General features: G+C 71.6%; 17 protein-coding genes. 5 read left to right on the forward strand and 12 right to left on the reverse strand.

Annotation, left to right across the window (positions count from 1 at the left end; all coding sequences use genetic code 11):
- Nucleotides 1–12: 12 nt before the first annotated feature.
- From QWJ39_RS12160 to QWJ39_RS12180, 5 genes are all read left to right on the forward strand, one after another.
- Nucleotides 13–1,104: a low specificity L-threonine aldolase gene (locus tag QWJ39_RS12160; RefSeq protein WP_290258257.1), complete on the forward strand. Its 1,092-nt coding sequence runs from the start codon at nucleotides 13–15 to the stop codon at nucleotides 1,102–1,104.
- Between the two features lie 69 nt (nucleotides 1,105–1,173).
- The gene (locus QWJ39_RS12165; RefSeq protein WP_290258089.1) at nucleotides 1,174–1,818 is read left to right on the forward strand and encodes a DUF3000 domain-containing protein; all 645 of its coding nucleotides are present in this window, start codon (nucleotides 1,174–1,176) and stop codon (nucleotides 1,816–1,818) included.
- 116 nt (nucleotides 1,819–1,934) lie between these two features.
- On the forward strand, nucleotides 1,935–3,317 hold the full coding sequence (locus tag QWJ39_RS12170) for an HRDC domain-containing protein (RefSeq protein ID WP_290258090.1): 1,383 nt from the start codon (nucleotides 1,935–1,937) through the stop codon (nucleotides 3,315–3,317).
- Between the two features lie 238 nt (nucleotides 3,318–3,555).
- Complete coding sequence (locus QWJ39_RS12175; RefSeq protein WP_290258258.1) at nucleotides 3,556–4,797, forward strand: acetyl-CoA C-acyltransferase; 1,242 nt, start codon at nucleotides 3,556–3,558, stop codon at nucleotides 4,795–4,797.
- The gene (locus QWJ39_RS12180; protein WP_290258091.1) at nucleotides 4,794–6,959 is read left to right on the forward strand and encodes a 3-hydroxyacyl-CoA dehydrogenase NAD-binding domain-containing protein; all 2,166 of its coding nucleotides are present in this window, start codon (nucleotides 4,794–4,796) and stop codon (nucleotides 6,957–6,959) included. Before QWJ39_RS12175 ends, QWJ39_RS12180 begins: the two co-directional genes overlap by 4 nt.
- Before the next feature lie 114 nt (nucleotides 6,960–7,073).
- Here the strand turns inward: QWJ39_RS12180 and QWJ39_RS12185 are convergent, their stop codons facing one another.
- The 12 genes from QWJ39_RS12185 to QWJ39_RS12240 all read right to left on the reverse strand — a co-directional run bounded on the left by QWJ39_RS12185 (nucleotide 7,074) and on the right by QWJ39_RS12240 (nucleotide 17,963).
- Nucleotides 7,074–7,421, reverse strand: coding sequence for a VOC family protein (locus QWJ39_RS12185; RefSeq protein WP_290258092.1), 348 nt, complete (start codon nucleotides 7,419–7,421; stop codon nucleotides 7,074–7,076).
- A 154-nt stretch (nucleotides 7,422–7,575) separates the two neighbouring features.
- Complete coding sequence (locus tag QWJ39_RS12190) at nucleotides 7,576–8,160, reverse strand: hypothetical protein (protein ID WP_290258093.1); 585 nt, start codon at nucleotides 8,158–8,160, stop codon at nucleotides 7,576–7,578.
- 7 nt (nucleotides 8,161–8,167) lie between these two features.
- Entirely contained in the window at nucleotides 8,168–9,412 is a 1,245-nt protein-coding gene (locus QWJ39_RS12195; RefSeq protein WP_290258095.1) for an ABC transporter permease, read from the reverse strand.
- Nucleotides 9,409–10,128, reverse strand: a complete 720-nt coding sequence (locus tag QWJ39_RS12200) for an ABC transporter ATP-binding protein (RefSeq protein WP_290258096.1) — start codon at nucleotides 10,126–10,128, stop codon at nucleotides 9,409–9,411. Before QWJ39_RS12200 ends, QWJ39_RS12195 begins: the two co-directional genes overlap by 4 nt.
- A gap of 3 nt (nucleotides 10,129–10,131) precedes the next feature.
- Nucleotides 10,132–11,700, reverse strand: a complete 1,569-nt coding sequence (locus QWJ39_RS12205; RefSeq protein ID WP_290258097.1) for an HlyD family efflux transporter periplasmic adaptor subunit — start codon at nucleotides 11,698–11,700, stop codon at nucleotides 10,132–10,134.
- Between the two features lie 62 nt (nucleotides 11,701–11,762).
- Complete coding sequence (locus QWJ39_RS12210) at nucleotides 11,763–13,322, reverse strand: ABC transporter ATP-binding protein (protein ID WP_290258099.1); 1,560 nt, start codon at nucleotides 13,320–13,322, stop codon at nucleotides 11,763–11,765.
- Complete coding sequence (locus QWJ39_RS12215) at nucleotides 13,319–14,083, reverse strand: energy-coupling factor transporter transmembrane component T (protein WP_290258100.1); 765 nt, start codon at nucleotides 14,081–14,083, stop codon at nucleotides 13,319–13,321. Before QWJ39_RS12215 ends, QWJ39_RS12210 begins: the two co-directional genes overlap by 4 nt.
- Before the next feature lies 1 nt (nucleotide 14,084).
- Nucleotides 14,085–14,918 (reverse strand): ECF transporter S component, encoded by an 834-nt coding sequence (locus QWJ39_RS12220; RefSeq protein ID WP_290258102.1) that lies wholly within the window; start codon nucleotides 14,916–14,918, stop codon nucleotides 14,085–14,087.
- Between the two features lie 61 nt (nucleotides 14,919–14,979).
- Nucleotides 14,980–16,074 (reverse strand): nucleoside hydrolase, encoded by a 1,095-nt coding sequence (locus tag QWJ39_RS12225; RefSeq protein ID WP_290258103.1) that lies wholly within the window; start codon nucleotides 16,072–16,074, stop codon nucleotides 14,980–14,982.
- Nucleotides 16,075–16,118: 44 nt separating this feature from the next.
- On the reverse strand, nucleotides 16,119–17,096 hold the full coding sequence (locus tag QWJ39_RS12230; protein ID WP_290258104.1) for an aldo/keto reductase: 978 nt from the start codon (nucleotides 17,094–17,096) through the stop codon (nucleotides 16,119–16,121).
- A gap of 20 nt (nucleotides 17,097–17,116) precedes the next feature.
- Nucleotides 17,117–17,335: a hypothetical protein gene (locus QWJ39_RS12235; protein WP_290258105.1), complete on the reverse strand. Its 219-nt coding sequence runs from the start codon at nucleotides 17,333–17,335 to the stop codon at nucleotides 17,117–17,119.
- A gap of 70 nt (nucleotides 17,336–17,405) precedes the next feature.
- Nucleotides 17,406–17,963: a hypothetical protein gene (locus QWJ39_RS12240; protein WP_290258106.1), complete on the reverse strand. Its 558-nt coding sequence runs from the start codon at nucleotides 17,961–17,963 to the stop codon at nucleotides 17,406–17,408.
- Nucleotides 17,964–17,966 lie beyond the last annotated feature (3 nt).

The raw sequence follows: 17,966 nt of genomic DNA on the forward strand, positions 1-17,966 counted from the left end.
GTGAACGAAACGATGACCAGCGCGGTCCACACCCCCGAACAAGCACCCACGATCGCCCGGCTGCACAACCCCGCGGTCCGCGGCTTCGCCTCCGACAACTACTCCGGCGTGCACCCCGAGGTGCTGGCCGCCCTGGCCGCCGCCAACGAGGGCCACCAGGTCTCCTACGGCGAGGACGTTTACACCGCCCGCCTCCAGCAGCTGATGGAGGAACACTTCGGCACCGGCATCGAGTGCTTCCCGGTCTTCAACGGCACCGGCGCGAACGTGCTCTCCCTGCAGTCGCTGCTGCCCCGCTGGGGTGCGGTCATCTGCGCCTCCACCGCCCACATCAACATGGACGAGAACGGCGCCCCGGAGCGGATCGGCGGCATCAAGCTGCTGCAGGTCTCGACGCCGGACGGCAAGCTGACCCCCGCGTTGATCGACCAGGAGGCCTGGGGCTGGGGCGATGAGCACCGCGCCCAGCCGCTGGCCGTCTCCATCACCCAGACCACCGAACTGGGCACCTGCTACACCCCGGAGGAAGTCCGGGCCATCGCCGAGCACGTGCACGCCAAGGGCATGAAGCTGCACATGGACGGCGCCCGGCTGGCCAACGCCGCCGCCCACCTGGGCGTGCCGCTGCGCGCCTTCACCCGCGACGCCGGCGTCGACATCCTCTCCTTCGGCGGCACCAAGAACGGCCTGCTGTTCGGCGAAGTGGTGGTGGCCCTCAACCCCGAGGCCGCCCACGGCCTGATCTACCTGCGCAAGATGAACATGCAGCTGGCCTCCAAGATGCGGTTCATGTCCGCGCAGTTCATCGCCCTGCTGGAGGGCGACCTGTGGCTGCGCTCGGCCTCGCACGCCAACGCCATGGCGGCCCGGCTGCGCGCCGGCGTCGAGTCCGTCCCCGGCGTCGAGCTGAGTCAGAAGACCGAGTCCAACGGCGTCTTCGCCATCCTTCCTCCCGGCGTGGCGGACCGGCTCCGCACCTCGTTCCGGTTCTACGACTGGGACGAAGCGCGGCGCGAGGTGCGCTGGATGTGCTCCTTCGACACGACCGAGGACGACGTCGATGCCTTTGTCGCCGCCATCCGGCACGAACTCGCGGACCACTAGGCGTCCCTCCGCTCCGGCCCGGCGGCGAGCCTGCCCGGCCGGGGCGGACCCCGTGCTTACCCTGTCCCTGTGACTGCACTCGACCAGGCGCCGGCGGATTTCCTCTTCGCCCTGGGCACCCTCCGCGAAGCCCGCTGCCGCAGCGAATTGCGTCTCGACGAGATCCCCGCCCCCGCCCGGCTGGCACCCTTCGCCGTCGCCCTCGGCGCCGAGGTGGTGGGACCCGGCGACGGGACACCGGGCGCGGTCCACGGCCCCGCAGCTGCGGCGCTGGCACCGGCCGCCGGGAGCGACGACGTCGAACTCGCCACCGGCCGCTTCATCCTGCTGCACGACCCGGACGGGTCCGAGGTCTGGGACGGCGAATTCCGGATCGTCACCTACATCCGCGCCCAGCTCGAACCCGACATGGGCAACGACGAAATGCTGGGCTCCGTGGCCTGGACGTGGTTGGTCGAGGCACTGGAAAACCACCGGGCCCCGTACCGCTCCGCCGGCGGGACCGCCACCCGCGTTCTCTCGGAAAGCTTCGGCACGCTGGCGGACCGTCCCGGCACCATCGACATCGAGCTGCGGGCCTCCTGGACCCCGGAGGGACGGGACATCGGCGCCCACCTGGAGGCCTGGGCCGACATGGTCTGCACCTTCGCCGGGCTGCCGCCGCTTCCCGAGGGCGTGGCCGTGCTCCCGCGCCGGCGCCCCCGGCTCGCCTGAGCACCCCTCCGGCGCCCCTGGGAGCACCGTTTACGCTCCTTGCAGGACCCTGCCGCGGTGTCCCGTCAAGCGGCTTTCGGCCTGCTCAGCGGGGTTATCGGTAAACTGGAGTCACCATGACCGCTCAGATACCGGACTCCAGCCCCGCAGACACGGCTGACGCACCAGCCGCCGCCCCCACCGCCGCCGACACGTCGGCCGGCACGCCGGAGCCCGGAGGAGCCGAGCACATCACCGTCGAGGGCTTCGACAGCCTGGTTCCCGCGGTCATCGACCTGGACGCCCCGCGCGACGGCGTCCCCCTCGTGATCGAAACGCAGGCCGGCCTGGAACGGTGCGCAGCGGCCCTCGCCGCCGGCCACGGCCCCGCCGGCGTCGACGCCGAACGGGCCTCCGGCTTCCGCTACGGCCAGCGGGCCTTCCTGGTCCAGATCCGCCGCGAGGGGGCCGGAACCTGGCTGATCGACCCGGAACCCTTCCGCGACCTGACCATCATCAACGACGCGCTCCGCGGCGTGGAATGGATCCTGCACGCGGCAAGCCAGGACCTCCCCTGCCTCTCCGAGCTGGGCATGTGGCCGGACAAACTCTTCGACACCGAACTCGCCGCCCGGCTGGCCGGGCTTCCCCGGGTGGGCCTGGCCGCCGTGATCGAACAGCTCCTGGGCTTCGGCCTGGCGAAGGAACACTCCGCCGCAGACTGGTCCACCCGGCCGCTGCCCGAGCCCTGGCTGCGCTACGCCGCCCTCGACGTCGAGGTCCTCACCGAGCTCCGCGAGGAACTGATCGAATTGTTGACCGCGGACGGCAAGCTGGAGTACGCCGAGCAGGAATTCGCCGCGATCCTTGAGGCCGGACAGGCGCCGCCGCGGGTGGATCCGTGGCGCAAGACCTCCGGCCTGCACCAGATCCGCGACCGCCGGCAGCTCGCCGCGGTCCGCGAACTCTGGCTTGAGCGCGACTCGCTGGCCCAGAAGCGCGACGTCGCCCCCGGCCGGCTGATCCCCGATTCCTCCCTGGTGGCCGCGGCGAAGGCGATGCCCACCACGGTCCCGCAGCTGCTGGGCACCAAGGGCTTCCACGGCCGGGCCGCCCAGCGCGAGGCCCCGCGCTGGCTCCGCTGCATCAGCACCGCTCGCAACCTTGAGGATCTGCCTCCGCTGCACCTGCCCACCAACGCTCCCCCGCCGCCGCGCGTCTGGGCCGATCGTGACCCCGAGGCCGCGGCACGCCTGGCCACCGCACGTCCCCGGCTCCAGGCGCTGGCCGAGGAACTGAACCTGCCGGTGGAGAACCTGCTCACCCCCGACTTCCTGCGCCGCGTGGCGTGGCGCCCGCCGGCCGAGGTCAGCGAGGAGGGCATCGCCGAGGAGTTGCAGAACCTCGGCGCCCGCCAGTGGCAGATCGAGCTCACCGCCGGGCTGATCGCGGACTCGTTCCTCAACCCGCAGCCGCTGCCGCCCAAGGAACCCAAGCCGGTCACGCCGCCCGCCGTCTGACGGTATGGAGACACTCCGAAGTCATTGAACGCGCCGACATCGTTGAACAGGCTCCTTGCTTGTGATGTTACTCACGAGTAACATTGCTAGCGATGCCGCCAGGGCCATCCCGCGCACCAGCCGTCACCGGCCGCGGGGACGGGCCCGGCACCCCTGTCTCAATGAGGAGTTACACGTGAGCCAAGACAGCCCCAGCGGAGCCCGCAGCAGCGGCACCCCCCGCTCCGCCCACCGCGCCGTGCGCGACGTCGTCTTCGTCGACGGCGTGCGCACCCCATTCGGCCGCGCCGGCGAGAAAGGCATCTACGCCGGGACCCGCGCCGATGACCTGGTGGTCAAGTGCATCCGCGAGCTGATGCGCCGCAACCCCTCCCTCCCGGCCGGGCGGATCGACGAGGTCGCCATCGCCGCCACCACGCAGACCGGTGACCAGGGCCTGACCATCGGCCGCACCGCGGCCCTGCTCGCCGGCCTGCCCCGCACCGTTCCCGGCTTCGCCATCGACCGCATGTGCGCGGGCGCCATGACCGCCGTCACCACCACCGCCAGCGGCATCGGCTTCGGCGCCTACGACGTCGTCATCGCCGGCGGCGTCGAACACATGGGCAACCACCCGATGGGCGCCGGCGCGGACCCGAACCCGCGGTTCATGTCCGAGCGGATCGTGGACCCCGCCGCACTGAACATGGGCAACACGGCCGAGAACCTGCACGACCGGTTCCCCGCCATCACCAAGGAGCGCACCGACGCCTACGCCGTCGCCTCCCAGGACAAGCTCGCCGCGGCCTACGCCAAGGAGCAGATCCAGCCGGACCTGGTCCCCGTGGCCACCATGAAGCCGGGCCAGGGCTGGACCGTGAACTCCGTGGACGAGCCTCCCCGCCCCGGCACCACGGTGGAGGACCTCGCCGGGCTGCGCACGCCGTTCCGCGCGCACGGCCGTGTCACCGCCGGCAATGCCGCCGGACTCAACGACGGCGCCACCGCCGCACTGCTGGCCTCCGCCGACGCCGCCGAGGAACTGGGCCTGCCGGTCAAGATGCGCCTGGTCAGCTACGCCTTTGCCGGCGTCGAACCCGAGGTCATGGGCATCGGCCCGGTCCCGGCCACCGAAAAGGCGCTGAAGAACGCCGGCCTCGGCATCGAGGACATCGGCCTGTTCGAGATCAACGAGGCCTTCGCCGTGCAGGTGCTCAGCTTCCTGGACCACTTCGGGATCGCCGACGACGACCCCCGGGTCAACCGCTACGGCGGCGCGATCGCCGTCGGCCACCCGCTGGCCTCCTCGGGCGTGCGCCTGATGAACCAGCTGGCCCGCCAGTTCGAAGAGGACCCGTCAGTCCGCTACGGCATGACCACCATGTGCATTGGCCTGGGCATGGGCGCCACCGTCATCTGGGAGAACCCGCACCACGCCGACTACGGCACCGAGACCACCACCACGGGCGACACCGCCACCGAGACGGGAGCAGCAGCATGAGCGCCGCCGATTTCCAGAAACTTGCCACCCTGTTTCCGAACGAGACGGTGACCCACTCCTACGTCCAGGACATCGAGCTTCCAGCCGTGAACGGCACCAGCCCGGGCACATTCGCGCTGGTCACCCTCGACAATGGCCTGGACCACTCCAAGCCCACCACCCTGGGCCCGAACACCCTGGTGGAGCTGGGCACCGTCCTCGAGGGCCTGCGCGAGCGGGCCGCCCGCGGCGAGATCGTCGGCGTCGGCGTCACCGGCAAGCCGTACTTCCTGGTCGCCGGCGCGGACCTGTCCACGGTCAAGTCGGTCAGCGGCCGCGAGCAGGGCCTCTGGATGGCCCAACTGGGCCACGAGGTCTACTCCACCCTGGCGAATCTGGGCGTGCCGAGCTTCGCGTTCATCAACGGCCTGGCCCTGGGCGGCGGGCTGGAGATCGCGCTGCAGTCGACCTACCGCACGGTCTCCACCGGTGCGGGTGCCCTGGCGCTGCCGGAGGCATTCATCGGCCTGGTTCCGGGCTGGGGCGGCGTGTACATCCTGCCGCGGCTGATCGGGCCGGAGAACGCCGTCAAGGTGATGATCGAGAACCCGCTGAGCAACAACCGCACCCTGACCGGACCGCAGGCCTTCGACCTCGGCGTCGCGGACGCGATCTTCGAGCCGGCCGACTTCGTGGAGCAGTCCGTGGCCTGGGCCGCGAAGGTGATCGCCGGCGTCGAAACCCCGGCACGCGCCGCCGCCGTCGACCCCGCCGATCCCGCGGTCGCCGAGCGCTGGGCCGGCGCGGTCGCCGCGGGACGGGCGTTCGTGGAGGCCAAGACCTCCAACGCTTCCCCCGCCCCGGCCAAGGTCCTGGACGTCCTCGAGGCCAACCGCACCATGACCCAGGCCGAGTCGGCCGAGCTGGAGTGCCAGACCCTCGCCGACCTGATGCAGACCGACGAGTTCCGCTCCACCGTGTACGCCTTCCTGGACCTGGTGCAGCGCCGGGCCAAGCGGCCCGCAGGGGCCCCGGACCGCAAGCTCGCCCGGCCGGTGACCAAGGTCGGCGTCGTCGGCGCGGGCCTGATGGCCGGCCAGCTGGCGCTGCTGCTCGCCCGCCAGCTCAAGGTCCCCGTGGTGATGACGGACATCGACCAGGCCCGCGTGGACAAGGGCGTCACCTACGTCCACGGCGAGGTCGACAAGCTGCTGGCGAAGAAGCGGATCAGCCCTGACGCCGCGAACCGCACCAAGGCACTGGTCAGCGGTTCGGTGTCCAAGGAAGCCTTCGCCGACGCCGACTTCGTGATCGAGGCTGTCTTCGAGGAACTCAACGTCAAGAAGCAGGTGTTCAAGGAGGTCGAGGCGATCGTCTCGCCCGAGTGCATCCTGGCCACCAACACCTCCTCGCTCTCGGTCACCGCCATGGCGGAGGACCTGGAGCACCCGGAACGCCTGGTGGGCTTCCACTTCTTCAACCCGGTGGCCGTGATGCCGCTGCTGGAGATCGTCCGGGCGCCGAAGACTGACGACGCCGTGCTGGCCACCGCGTTCGTCCTCGCCAAGGGACTCAAGAAGTCCGCCGTCCTCGTCAAGGACGCCGCGGCGTTCGTGGTCAACCGGATCCTGCTGCGGCTCATGGGCGAGGTCACGGCCGCGTTCGACGAGGGCACCCCGGCCGACGTCGCGGACAATGCCCTGCGCCCGATGGGCCTGCCCATGACGCCGTTCGTGCTCGGCGCCATGGTGGGACTGCCGGTCGCGCAGCACGTCCAGGAATCCCTGCACGAGGCCTTCGGCGATCGGTTCCCGGTCTCGAAGAACCTGCAGGCCCTGATCGACAACGGCGTGACCTCCGTCTGGGACCCCGCCTCCGTGAAGGCCGGCGCCCCCCGGATCCCCGAGGAAACGCTGGCGCTGATGAGCTTCGGTGACTCGGCCTCGACCGGCGAGGACGTGCTGCGCCGGGTGCAGGACGCCTTGGCCGAGGAGATCGGGCTGATGCTCTCCGAGGGCGTCGTGGCCGGGCCGGAGGACATTGACCTCTGCATGATCCTGGGTGCCGGCTGGCCGATGTTCCTGGGCGGCATCACCCCCTACCTGGACCGGGTGGGCGCCTCGGAGCGGGTCAACGGGAAGAAGTTCCTGCCCGCGGGCGTGGCCTCGGAGCCGGCCGCGTAGGCTGCCGGCCTGGTCAAAGCGCCGCCGTTTTCTGCCCCCGGGCGGTAAACGGCGGCGTTTTGCTGTGTCTGCTCACTTTGCTGTGTCTGCCGCTACCGCTGCCTCCTTGGGCGGCTAACACTCGCAGATCATCAGGAGGTTGCCGTCCGGGTCGCGGAAGGTGAACCACCGGCCGTCCGTGATGTCCATGACTTCCCCGCCGAGGCCGGTCAGGTGGCGGTGGGCGGCGTCGATGTCGCCGGTGTTCAGGTGGAAGGCCGGCGCCCGGAACACCGCGTCCGGGGAGAAGATTTTGCTGTCCAGGACCAGCCCGGCCCCGGTCATCGGCAGGAGGTAGAGGTGGTCGAAGAGAATCTCACCGTCCGCCGGTACGCCCAAGAGGCCGCAGTACCAGTCCCTCGCGGCCGCGATGTCGCTGACGGGGACGAAGACTGTGCCGATCTCGGCGCGGACGGGATTCATGGGCGGCGGACCTCCGATTGGTTGATGCCCCTCTCCTGCGGACGGGAGAGGGATGGGAAACTGCCCCGCACTCTACCGGGAGGGGCGGACCGCACAGCGGAAGCCGTACGGTGCGCCCGCACGTTCTGCACGTTCGGCACCACGGGGGTCCGCCCTACTTGCTCCCGCCTCGGGCCGGCGCCGACGACTGCCCGCCCGCGCCGGTTCCACTGCCGCCGGCGGTGCCGGTGGTCCCACCGGTGCCGGCCTGGCCGCCGCGGCGGCCCTGGCCAGACGTCGTGCTACCGGCGCCTCCGCCGTTCTGGGAGCCGGCGTTGCCGCCGTTCTGGAAGGTCCCGAAGTTGGCCCGCTGGGAGCGGTTGCCGGCGTCGATCTGCTTTTGCACGGCGGAGCCCGCGAACATGCCGCCGGCCACGAGGGCGACGCAGACGAGGATCTTGGTGGACCGGCCCATGACGTAGCGGCTGCGCGGGACGAACGGCTCGTCCGCGGCGTCCGGCAGTTCCGGGGCCGACGCCGGCAGCTCCGCCGTGTGCAGCGCCTCCGTCGCCGTACCGGTGGGCAGCGCCTCCGTGGCCGGGTGCGGGCCTCCCCAGGACCCGGCCTCCGCCGGCACCGGCAGCGCCTGGGTGCCGGCGGCTTCGGCGTCCGTCCCCCCAAGGGCGGCCCCGCCGTCGTTCTCCCCAACGTTCCCGCGGCGGCGGCGTGCGCCCTCGGCGCCGGCAAATACGTTCTTCATGGCTGTCCTATTCATAGCGGAGGGCGTCGATGGGCCGCAGCTTCGCGGCCTTGTTGGCGGGATAGACACCGAAGACCAGGCCGATCACGGCGGAGACGGCCAGCGACAGCCACACCGTCCATGGCTGGACCTCGGGCTGCACACCGAGCACCGGGAAGGCGCTGCCGGTGAACCCGATCACGATCCCGGCCACACCGCCGATCACGGAGATGATCAGCGACTCGATCAGGAACTGGGCGACGATGCTGCCGCGGGAGGCGCCGATCGCCTTGCGGATGCCGATCTCCCGCGTCCGTTCGGTGACCGTGACCAGCATGATGTTCATGACGCCGATGCCGCCCACCAGCAGGCTGATCGCCGCCACGGCGCCCAGCAGGATGGTCAGGGTCTGGGTGGTGTTGGTGGCGGTGGTAAGGATCTGTGCCTGGTTCCGGATCTGGTAATCGCGGTTGGTCGCATCCACGCCGTGCCGGGCGTCCAGGATCATCTGCAGTTCGTTCTGCGCCTGGTTCATCACATCCGCGGACGCCGCCTGGACCGTGATCGAGGCGAGCGTCGGCGCGTAGCCGGTGAACTTGCTCTGCGCCGTCGAGAGCGGGACAACCACGATGTCATCGGGATCGTTCAGGCCGGAGGAGCCCTTGGCGGTGAGCACCCCGGACACGGTGAAGTTCTGCCCGTTGAGCTGGATGGTCTGGCCGACGGCGGAGGCGGTGGAGGCGCCGAAGAGGTCCGAGGCAACCGTGGCTCCGATCACCGCGACCGGAGCGGCCCCCTGCTGGTCCGCGTCGGTGAAGAGGCTGCCGGCCGCCACCGTGCTGTTGCTGATGGTGAAGTAGGGCGCCGTGGTGCCGAGGAAGCTCGCCACCGAGTGCGTGGCGTTGTTGTACGTCCCGGTCACCCCCTGTGCCTGCACGATCGGCGCGGTGCGGGCGACGTCGGGCGCCAGCACCGGGTCCGTCAGCGACTTCTCGTCGTCCAGTGTGAGGTTGGTGCTCCTGGTCCGGGTGCCGCTGACCGCGGTGCCGGCCCCGGCCCGTCCGCCCACCGACGTGGAGCGGCTGACGGTCAGCACGTTGGTGCCGAGTTTGCCGATCTGCGCCTTGATGGCGTTGCTGGTGCCGGCGCCGACGGCGAGCAGGACGATCACCGCGGCGATGCCGATGAGGATGCCCAGCGTGGTGAGCACCGAGCGCAGCTTGTTGGCCGCGACGCCGGCCAGGGCGAAGCGCGCGGACTCCAGGAGGCTCACTGCGCCGCCGCCAGGGCGGGGACGCGGAGCGGACGCTGCCGGACGTCGGAGATGATCCGCCCGTCCTGCATCCGGACCACGCGGCCGGCGCGCTCCGCCACGTCCATCTCGTGGGTGATCATGACGATGGTGCGGCCGGCCGCGTGCAGCCGTTCGAACAGGTCGAGGATCTCGTCGGAGGACCGGGAATCGAGGGCGCCGGTGGGTTCGTCGGCGAGGAGCAGCACGGGGTTGGTGACCAGCGCCCGGGCGATCGCCACGCGCTGCTGCTGGCCGCCGGAAAGCTGGGAGGGTTTGTGGTCGGCGCGGCTGGCGAGGCCGACGGCGTCGAGCATCGCCAGCGCCCGGGTGTGCCGTTCCTGCCGGCCGACGCCCGCGTAGGCGAGCGGCATGGCCACGTTGTCCGCGGCTTTGGTGCGGGAGATGAGGTTGAAGTTCTGGAAGACGAAGCCGATCTTGCGGTTGCGGATCTGCGCCTGCTGGTACTCGTCCAGGTCCGCGGTGCGGATGCCGTCGAGGAAGTAGCCGCCCGAGGTGGGGGCGTCCAGGCAGCCGATGATGTTCATCATGGTGGATTTGCCGGACCCGGAGGCGCCGATGATGGCCACGAAGTCACCGCGTTCGATGCCGATGCTGACACCGTCCAGGGCCCGGACCTCGGCCTCTCCCCTGCCATAGACCTTGCTGACGTTGGTCAGCTCGATGACCGCCGCCATGGCCTACTGGCCGCCGTTCCGGCTGCCGCCGCCGCGGGTGCCGCCGCCGAACCCGGCCCCGCCAAAGCCGGCGCCGCCCTGCTGGGTGGTCCCGGTGCCGCTGTCCAGGGTATTGGAGATGGCGGGCAGCTCGATCTGGTCGCCCTCGGAGAGCCCGGTCAGGATCTGGGTCCTGCCGTTGGCGGTGATTCCGGTGGTGACCTTGGTGGGGGTGGTGACGCCGTTCCGGGTGACGTTCACGGTCTGCCGGTCGCCGCTGGTGGTCACCGCGAGGCTCGGGACCAGGAGCGCGTTGTCCGCAACGGCGGTGGTGACGGTGATGTTGGCGCTCTGGCCCAGGCGCAGGCCCGCGGGCGGGTTGGCGATGGACACGGTCACCGGGTAGGTTACGACGCCGTTGGTGGTGCTGGAGGTCTGCGCGATGGAGACCACCTTGCCGGTCACCGGTGCGGCGGTGGCCGGCTGGGCGTTGCCTTGGGCGTTCAGGGCCGGGAAGACGAACTGGGCGGTCTGCTCCGGCTTCATGGCGGCGATGTCCGACTCGGAGAACCCGGCCACCACCTGGAGGTGCGTGGTGTCGCTGATGGTGACCAAGCCCGCGGAGGAGCCGCCGCTGGCCGCGGTGGTGCTGCTGCCGGCGGAGGCGGCGGACCCGCCGGACGCCCCGCCGCTGGTTGCGCCGCTTCCGGTGGACCCCGCTGCGGCGGAGCCCGAGCCGCCGGAGGAGCCGGCGAGAGCGCCCACCGTGGCGTTGACGGCGGTGACCGTGCCGGCAGCGGGGGCGTTGACGTTGCAGGAGGCCAGGTTGGCCTGCGCGGTCTCCACCGCCACCTGGGCACTCGTGATGTTGGTACCGCCGGCGGAGGCCGCGGAGTTCTGGGCGTTACCCAGCGCGGTGGACGCGGTGGCGAGCTGCTGCTTGTCCTTGAGCTGGGTGGAGGAGGACTGGTTCTGCGCGGTGGTGAGCGCCTGCTGGTCCTTGGCGAGCTGGTTCTGGGCCGCGACGACGGGGTCCGTCCAGTTGGCCGGCTTGGGGTTGGGCACCGGCTGTGTCTGGGCCGCGGTGACGGCGGCGTTGTCCGCGTCCAAGGCCTTCTGCGCCGCCGCAACGGCCGCGGCCTGCTGGGCGGCGTCCAGGTTGGCGGACTGCTGGGCGTTGACGAGGCTCTGGTTCGCCGAGGACACCTGCCCGGCGGCGCTGACCTCCTGCTGGTTGGCCTGCGCGGTGACGGAGGCGAGCTGGGCCTCGGCGGTCTTGAGCGCGTTCTGGGCGTTGGTGGGATCGATGGTCAACAACTGCTGGCCCGCGGCGACCTGCTGGCCGGCGGCGGCGCTGACGGAGATGATGGCGCCGGTGCAGTTCTGGGCGTTGACCACGGTGGTGGTGGCGGAGGTGACGTTGCCCGAGGCGGTGGCCACCGAGGAGATGCCGGCCTTGGTCACCGCAACCGTCCGCACCGAGGCGGCCGGGGTGGTGGACCCTGCGGCCGTGACGGAGAGGTAGGTGCCCGCTCCGAGCGCCAGAATCAGGGCGCCCAGGGCAGAGTTGATGACAAGGGTTTTTGAGGTCATGGCTGGACGGTATCGGCCGTGGCTGGGGGAATACCGGGAACAGGGTTGGAGATCGCCAGCGATCAGGGCGCGGGCCGCCGCCACGTCTCCCGGAGCCTGCCGCCGTCGAGTTCCAGGACCCGGTGGGCGGCAGCCCGAGCGTAGGCGGCGTCGTGCGTGACCAGCAGGACGCCCGCGCCGCGGCCGGCCGCGTCCGCGACGGCGGCGTGCAGCCGGGCCAGGCCGTGACGGTCGAGGCCTACGGTGGGTTCGTCGAGCGCCAGCAGGGCCGGGCGGCGTGTCAGCACGGTGGCCAGGGCCAGGAGCCGCTGGCGGGACGAGGGCAGCTCGGCGGGGTGCGCGGCGGCGGAACCGGCCAGGCCGACGGCGGTGAGGGCGTCCATGGCACGCGCCGTGGGGTCTCCGTCAGGGCCGGTCAGCCGGCGCAGGCCGAAGCGGACCTCGCGCAGCACTGTCCGCTCGAATAACTGGTCGCGGGGCTGTTGGAAGAGCAGGCCCACAGTGTCCGCCACCAGGCCGGCGGGGACTCCGGCGATGGGATCGCCGAGGACCCTGACGTCGCCCTGTCGCGGCTGCAGGAGCCCGTTGGCCAGCCGCAACAGGGTGGACTTCCCGGCGCCGTTGGGGCCGGTCACGGCAACGATCTCGCCGGGCACGACCGCGAGGTCCAGCCCGCGCAGCAGCGGGAGGATGTCGGCGTCGTCCGCCCGCTCACGCCAAAGCCGGGGCCGGGACATCAGGCGCCTCGAACGCGCCGGGCCGGTGCCGACGCGCGCGTAGCCGAAGCCGACGTCCCGCAACTCCAGGACGGGGGCGGCGGCAGGGTCGACCGGCGCCGGGTGCCGGACTCCCCCGGCCGCGTCGCCCGCCAGGACCCCGGCGTCCCGGAGCACCTGCTCCGGGATGTCCCAGGGCTTCCCGGCCGCCACGGCCGTTCCATCCGCCAGGACCAGCCAGTGGGCGGCGCTGCGGGCGAGCCCGTCGGCGGCCTGGCCGAGGACGACGACGGCGGTCCCGGACGCCCGGAGGTCGCCCACCAGGCGCACGATGCCCTGAGCCCCGGCCGGGTCCAGCGAGGCGAGCGGTTCGTCCAGGATCAGGACCTCGGGCTCGCCGATCACCGCGCAGGCAACGGCCAGGCGTCGCAGTTCCCCGCCCGAAAGCCATTCCGGGTTCCGGTCCAGCAGGCCGCCGAGCCCGGTCCGTTCGGCCGTCAGGGCCACCCGCCGGAGCATCTCCGGGCGGGGCACGCCCCGGTTCTCCAGGCCGAAGGCGAGTTCCTCCGCCACGGTGTGGCGGACGGTGGAGAGCATGGTCGCGGCGTCCTGCGGCACGTAGCCCACCCGGCCGGACCAGGCGGCGGGGTCGATCCGGGGGTCGCCGTCGCCGCCGGAGAACTCGAGGCGTTCCCCGCCGAGGGCCAGACTGCCGCGGAGGCTGCCCGCGGCGCCGGCGCGGAGCCAGCCGGCAAGAATCTTGCCGAGGGTGGTCTTGCCGCTGCCGGAGCCGCCGAGGACGGCGGTGAGGGTGCCCGGCCGCAGTGTGAGCTCGACGTCGCGCAGCGCCGGGGCGTCGTCGCCGTGGTAGCTGAAGCCACCGATCTCGGCGGCAAGGAGGCTCATGCTCCAGTCCCCAGCAAGCCAGTAGCCAACCAGCCGCCGGCAAGCCGGACCGCAACGGCGGCGGCCGCGATCAGCAGGGCGCAGGCGCGGAACACCCGCTGCCCGCCCGGGTCCTCGAGTTCCCGGTAGCTGGTCCGCGGGCCGGGGTTGCCGAAGCCGCGCGCGTCCAGGGCCTGGGCACGGACGCCGGCATCGTCCACGAGGGCCAGGACCAGCGGCACCGCCTGCAGCCGGGCGGCAACGAGCCGGGAGAGGAATCCTCCGGAGACCACCAGGCCCCGGGCTTCCTGGGCCTGCCGGATGCGTTCCAGCCGGGCCGCCATCCCGGGCGCCAGGGTCAGGGCGGAGGCGAGCACGAAGCTGAACTGGGGCGGGATCCGCCGCGCGGCGAGGGCGGCCAGCAGGTCGGGCACGCTGACGGTGAAGGAGAACAGCAGCAGCACCAGCACCGAGGCGGTGGTGCGGGTGGCCAGCTCGAGGGCGAAGCCCAGCCCCTCGGTGGTGACCCGGGCCGGACCCCACTGGGCCAGGACCGTGCGTCCCTCGGGGAAGAAGAGCCCGTGCAGCGCCAGCAGGGAGAGCAGGAGCGGGGCGAGGATCACCGCCGCCGAGCCGAGCACCCGTCCGGCCACGCCGGCCCCCGCGGCCAGCAGCGCCGCACCGGCGGCGACCGCCAGGGACAGCGGCCAACTGCCGGCCGCCGTCGTCACGACGGCGGTGCAGGCCGCCGCCGTGAGCGCGGTAAGCGGGTGCAGCCGCACCCTAGGCGTCGGGCGCGGCCGGGGCCTTGCCGGCCAGGACCCGGAAGCGGCGGACGAAGGGGAACTGGAAGGTGGTGCGGCGCGGCAGGGCGTAGGCCAGGAGGGCGGCGATGGTGAAGACGATCGCCTTGTCCATCGGGTCCGAGATCAGGGCCTGCTTGGTGATGGCGGCCAGCAGGGTGTCCCCCATGACCCGGAAGGCGCTGACCAGGGCGCCGGTGCCCAGGCCGGCGGTGCCGCCGTAGACGAAGGCCGCGATGGGTGCGGAGACGACGCCGGCCAGGATGCCGGTGACGAAGCCGGCCACGGGGGCGAGGTAGAAGCGGCGGAACAGCCCGGCGCGGGCGGCCATGCCGGCGAGGAAGCCGATCAGCGCGGCGCCGGCGGCGAAGGGCAGGACGGTGGGGTTGAAGAAGGACCAGATGATGCTGCCCAGGACGCCGCTGGCGGCGCCCGCGGCCGGTCCGGCGAGGACCGCGACCAGGACGGTGCCCACCGCGTCGATGTAGAACGGCAGCCCGGTGGTGCCGATCAGCTGGCCGAGGACGACGTTGAGCACGATCGCGACCGGCATCAGCACCAGGGTGGAGGTGGGCAGGGTCGGCAGGACGGCCACCAGGAGCAGCACGGCGCCGAGCAGGAAGCCGCCCAGGGCCACGAGCGCGGAGGCGCTGGTGGGGCCGTCGGCCAGTTCCACGGGCTGGGTCAGGACCAGGTAGACGTAGGTGGCGGCGATGGCGACGGCGCCGGCGATCTCCAGGAGCAGGCGACGGCGGCCGCGGGGTTCACCGGAGCGGGGTCCGGTCGCGGGGAGAGTCAAGGGCTGCTGTGACATGGGGGTCCTTCGGCTGGGGTCGGCAAAGTCCGCCTGATGTCACCTCGGCGCAGCTACCATCTTAGCCTTTGCGGACCCTGGTGACCGGCCCGGTGTCCGGCCCGGGGTTCGGGCTGGGATCCGGCCCGGGGTTCGGCATCGGTTCCGGGCCCAGGGTGCGGGCCAGCGCCCCGACCGAGCCCACGAGTTCGGCGAAGCAGGCGTCGGGGTCGTTGCCGGAGACAATCCGGGCGTTCGGCGGAAGCCCCCAGAGTCCGCGGAAGTCCGCCACCGTGGTGCCCATCAGCAGCGGCGAGTCCGCCTCGACGTCGACCGTCGCCAGCCGGGTGCTGAACGGGGTCCGCCCGGCGGCGGCGCAGGCGGCGAACGCGTCGTGCACGTGCGCCACGTAGCCCTGGTCGTAGAGCCGGTGGAACTCCATGTAGAACCGGAGGGCGTCCGAAAGGCAGGCCACCAGGGGATTCGCGGCGGTGCTGCGCAGGCCCTCGGGCTGCTCCGGCAGCACCAGCTCCGGCGCTGGCAGCCCGGCGGCCTCCCCCAGCCGCCGCAGGTGTTCGGGCCGCATCTCGATCCGTTCCGTGGTTTCCAGTGCGCAGACAACGGGCAGCTTGTCCTCGGGCAGGCCACGATAGGCCGCGTAGACCTCCTTGGCCGCGTGCGGGTCCACGTGGGTGTTCCACTCCGCCGTCGGCGTCGTATTGCCCTGGTAGTAGAAGCTGCCGCCCATGATCACGAGGGACTTCAGCAGCCGCGGCAGATCGGGTTCCCGGCGCAGGGCCAGGGCGAAGTTGGTCAGCGGTCCGGTGATCAGGCCGGTGAGCTCGCCGGGATGCGCGCGGGCCTCCTCGATCCAGAGGTCGACGGCGTGCCGGTCCGAGATGGGCCGGGCCGGGGCGGGGAGTTCGGCGTAGCCGATGCCCTGCGGCCCGTGGGTTTCCTCGGTGGTGACCAGCGGGACCTGCAGCGGGACCTCGGCGCCGGTGGCCACCTCGATCCCGCCGCGGCCGCAGAGTTCCAGCAGCGAAAGGGTGTTCAGAGCCACCTGCCGGGCGCCCACGTTCCCGGCGGTGCAGGTGATGGCGTGCACCTCCACCTCGGGGCGGGAGAGCAGGTAGACGATGGCGAGGGCGTCGTCGATCCCGGTGTCGACGTCCATCAGGATGCGGGAACCGGCGGCCGGGGCGCCGGGGACGCGATCGCTCAGAACAGGGCAACCTTCGGCGTGCGCGGGAAGATCTCATCGAGCTCGGCCAGTTCGGCGGCGTCCGGAACCCAGGCGACGGCCGCGGCATTCTGCCGAACCTGTTCGGGGCGGGTGGCGCCGGCGATGACGCTGCTGACCGAGGGCTGGGCGGCGAGCCAGGAGAACGCGACCTGGATCTCGGTGAGGTCCCGTTCCGCGGCGAAGGCGGAGAACCGGCCCAGCTGGTCCCAGTCGGCGTCGTTGACCAGGTTGGTGCGGGTATGGCTCAGGCGCGATCCCTCGGGGGCCTGGCCCTTGGCGTACTTGCCGGTCAGCAGGCCGTTGGCCAGCGGGAAGTAGGGCAGGACGCCCAGGCCGTAGGCCTCCGCGGCGGGGGTGACTTCCTGTTCGGCACGGCGGTCCAGCAGGTTGTAGTGGTTCTGGCTGGAGATGAAGCGGGCGCCGCCGCGGGCGCGGGTCACGTATTCGGCCTCCGCGATCTGCCAGCCGGCGCGGTTCGAGTGGCCGATGTAGCGGACCTTGCCGCTGGCCACGAGCTCGTTGAGCGCGTCGAGGGTCTCCTCGATGGGGGTGTGCGGGTCCGGGGTGTGGAACTGGTACAGGTCGATCCAGTCGGTGCCGAGCCGGCGCAGGGAGGCCTCCACGGCACGGATGATGTACCGGCGGGAGCCGCGGGCGCCGAAGTCGTTGCCGTTGGCGCCGTTCATGTCGAGGCCGAACTTGGTGCCGATGACGGCGTCGTCGCGACGGCCGGCGAGGGCCTTGCCCAGCATGGTTTCGCTCAGGCCCGGTTCGCGGCCGTAGACGTCGGCGACATCGAAGAAGGTGATGCCGGCGTCGAGCGCGGCGTGGACGACGGCGTCTGTTCCCTCCTGCGTCTCGGTGGCGGTGCCGGCCCGGCCCAGGTTGTTGCAGCCGAGGCCCACGGCGGAGACGGTCAGTCCGGAATTTCCTACGCGTCGGTAATCAGTCATGGAATTCAGCCTATAACGGCCTACCCGGCGGGGAGTTCCAATCCGTGCTCGTCCATGGCGTCCTGCAGTTGGGCCAGGGTGCGCGGGCAGATGCCCGGCATGCCGGCGAGCTGGCGGCGGCCCAGCGGGACCAGGTGTTCCAGCGTCTCCACCCCGGCGTGCGCCAGGGAGCGGCGTGCCGGGGCGGCCAGTCCGGCGGGGAGGGGGGTGCTGCCGGGTCGTGGGGATTTGCGCGTCATTGCGTGTCCTTCCAGTCGCTGCCCCCAATAACCAGGTGAGCCGGGTCCGGCTCCGTTCAGGTGCCGCCGGCTACAGCGAGAAGCTGGAGGCCGGCTTGGCGGAGTGTTTCAGTTTATAGTCCGTGGAGCCATACGGCGCCGCCCCGATGCTGAGTTTGGTGAAGTCCAGGGCCTCGCCGCGGATGCAGACCTTGATCGCGTTGACGGTCTTGGCCACGTCCGGGGTCAGGCAGAAGATGTTCAGCTTGGCGTCCGAGAATTCGGACCGGTCCACCACGCCCAGGCCGCGCCAGGCCAGGTGGCTGATCAGCGCGTCCTTGGCCTTCTCCTCGAGGTACCGGTCCCGGCTGGTGCCCTCCTTGGTCTTGAGGGCGTACTGGGCCACCACCCAGGACTGTTCCTCCTCGGGGATCTCTGCGTAGCCGTCCTCGGCGCACTGGGCGGCGAAGGCCTCCATGAGGGATTCGCCGGCGTCCGGGTCGGCGACGTCGGTCTCCTCGGTCTTGCTCTGGTGTCCCACCACGCCGTGGTTCATCACGAACTCGGAGTAGTCCTCGTCGATCCAGGCCTCGCGGAAGTGCAGGACCCCTTCCTCGTCGCGCTTGTAGACGCGGATGATGCCGCTCATGCT

It is taken from the genome of Arthrobacter sp. YD4 (assembly GCF_030410515.1).
Lineage (GTDB): Bacteria > Actinomycetota > Actinomycetes > Actinomycetales > Micrococcaceae > Arthrobacter.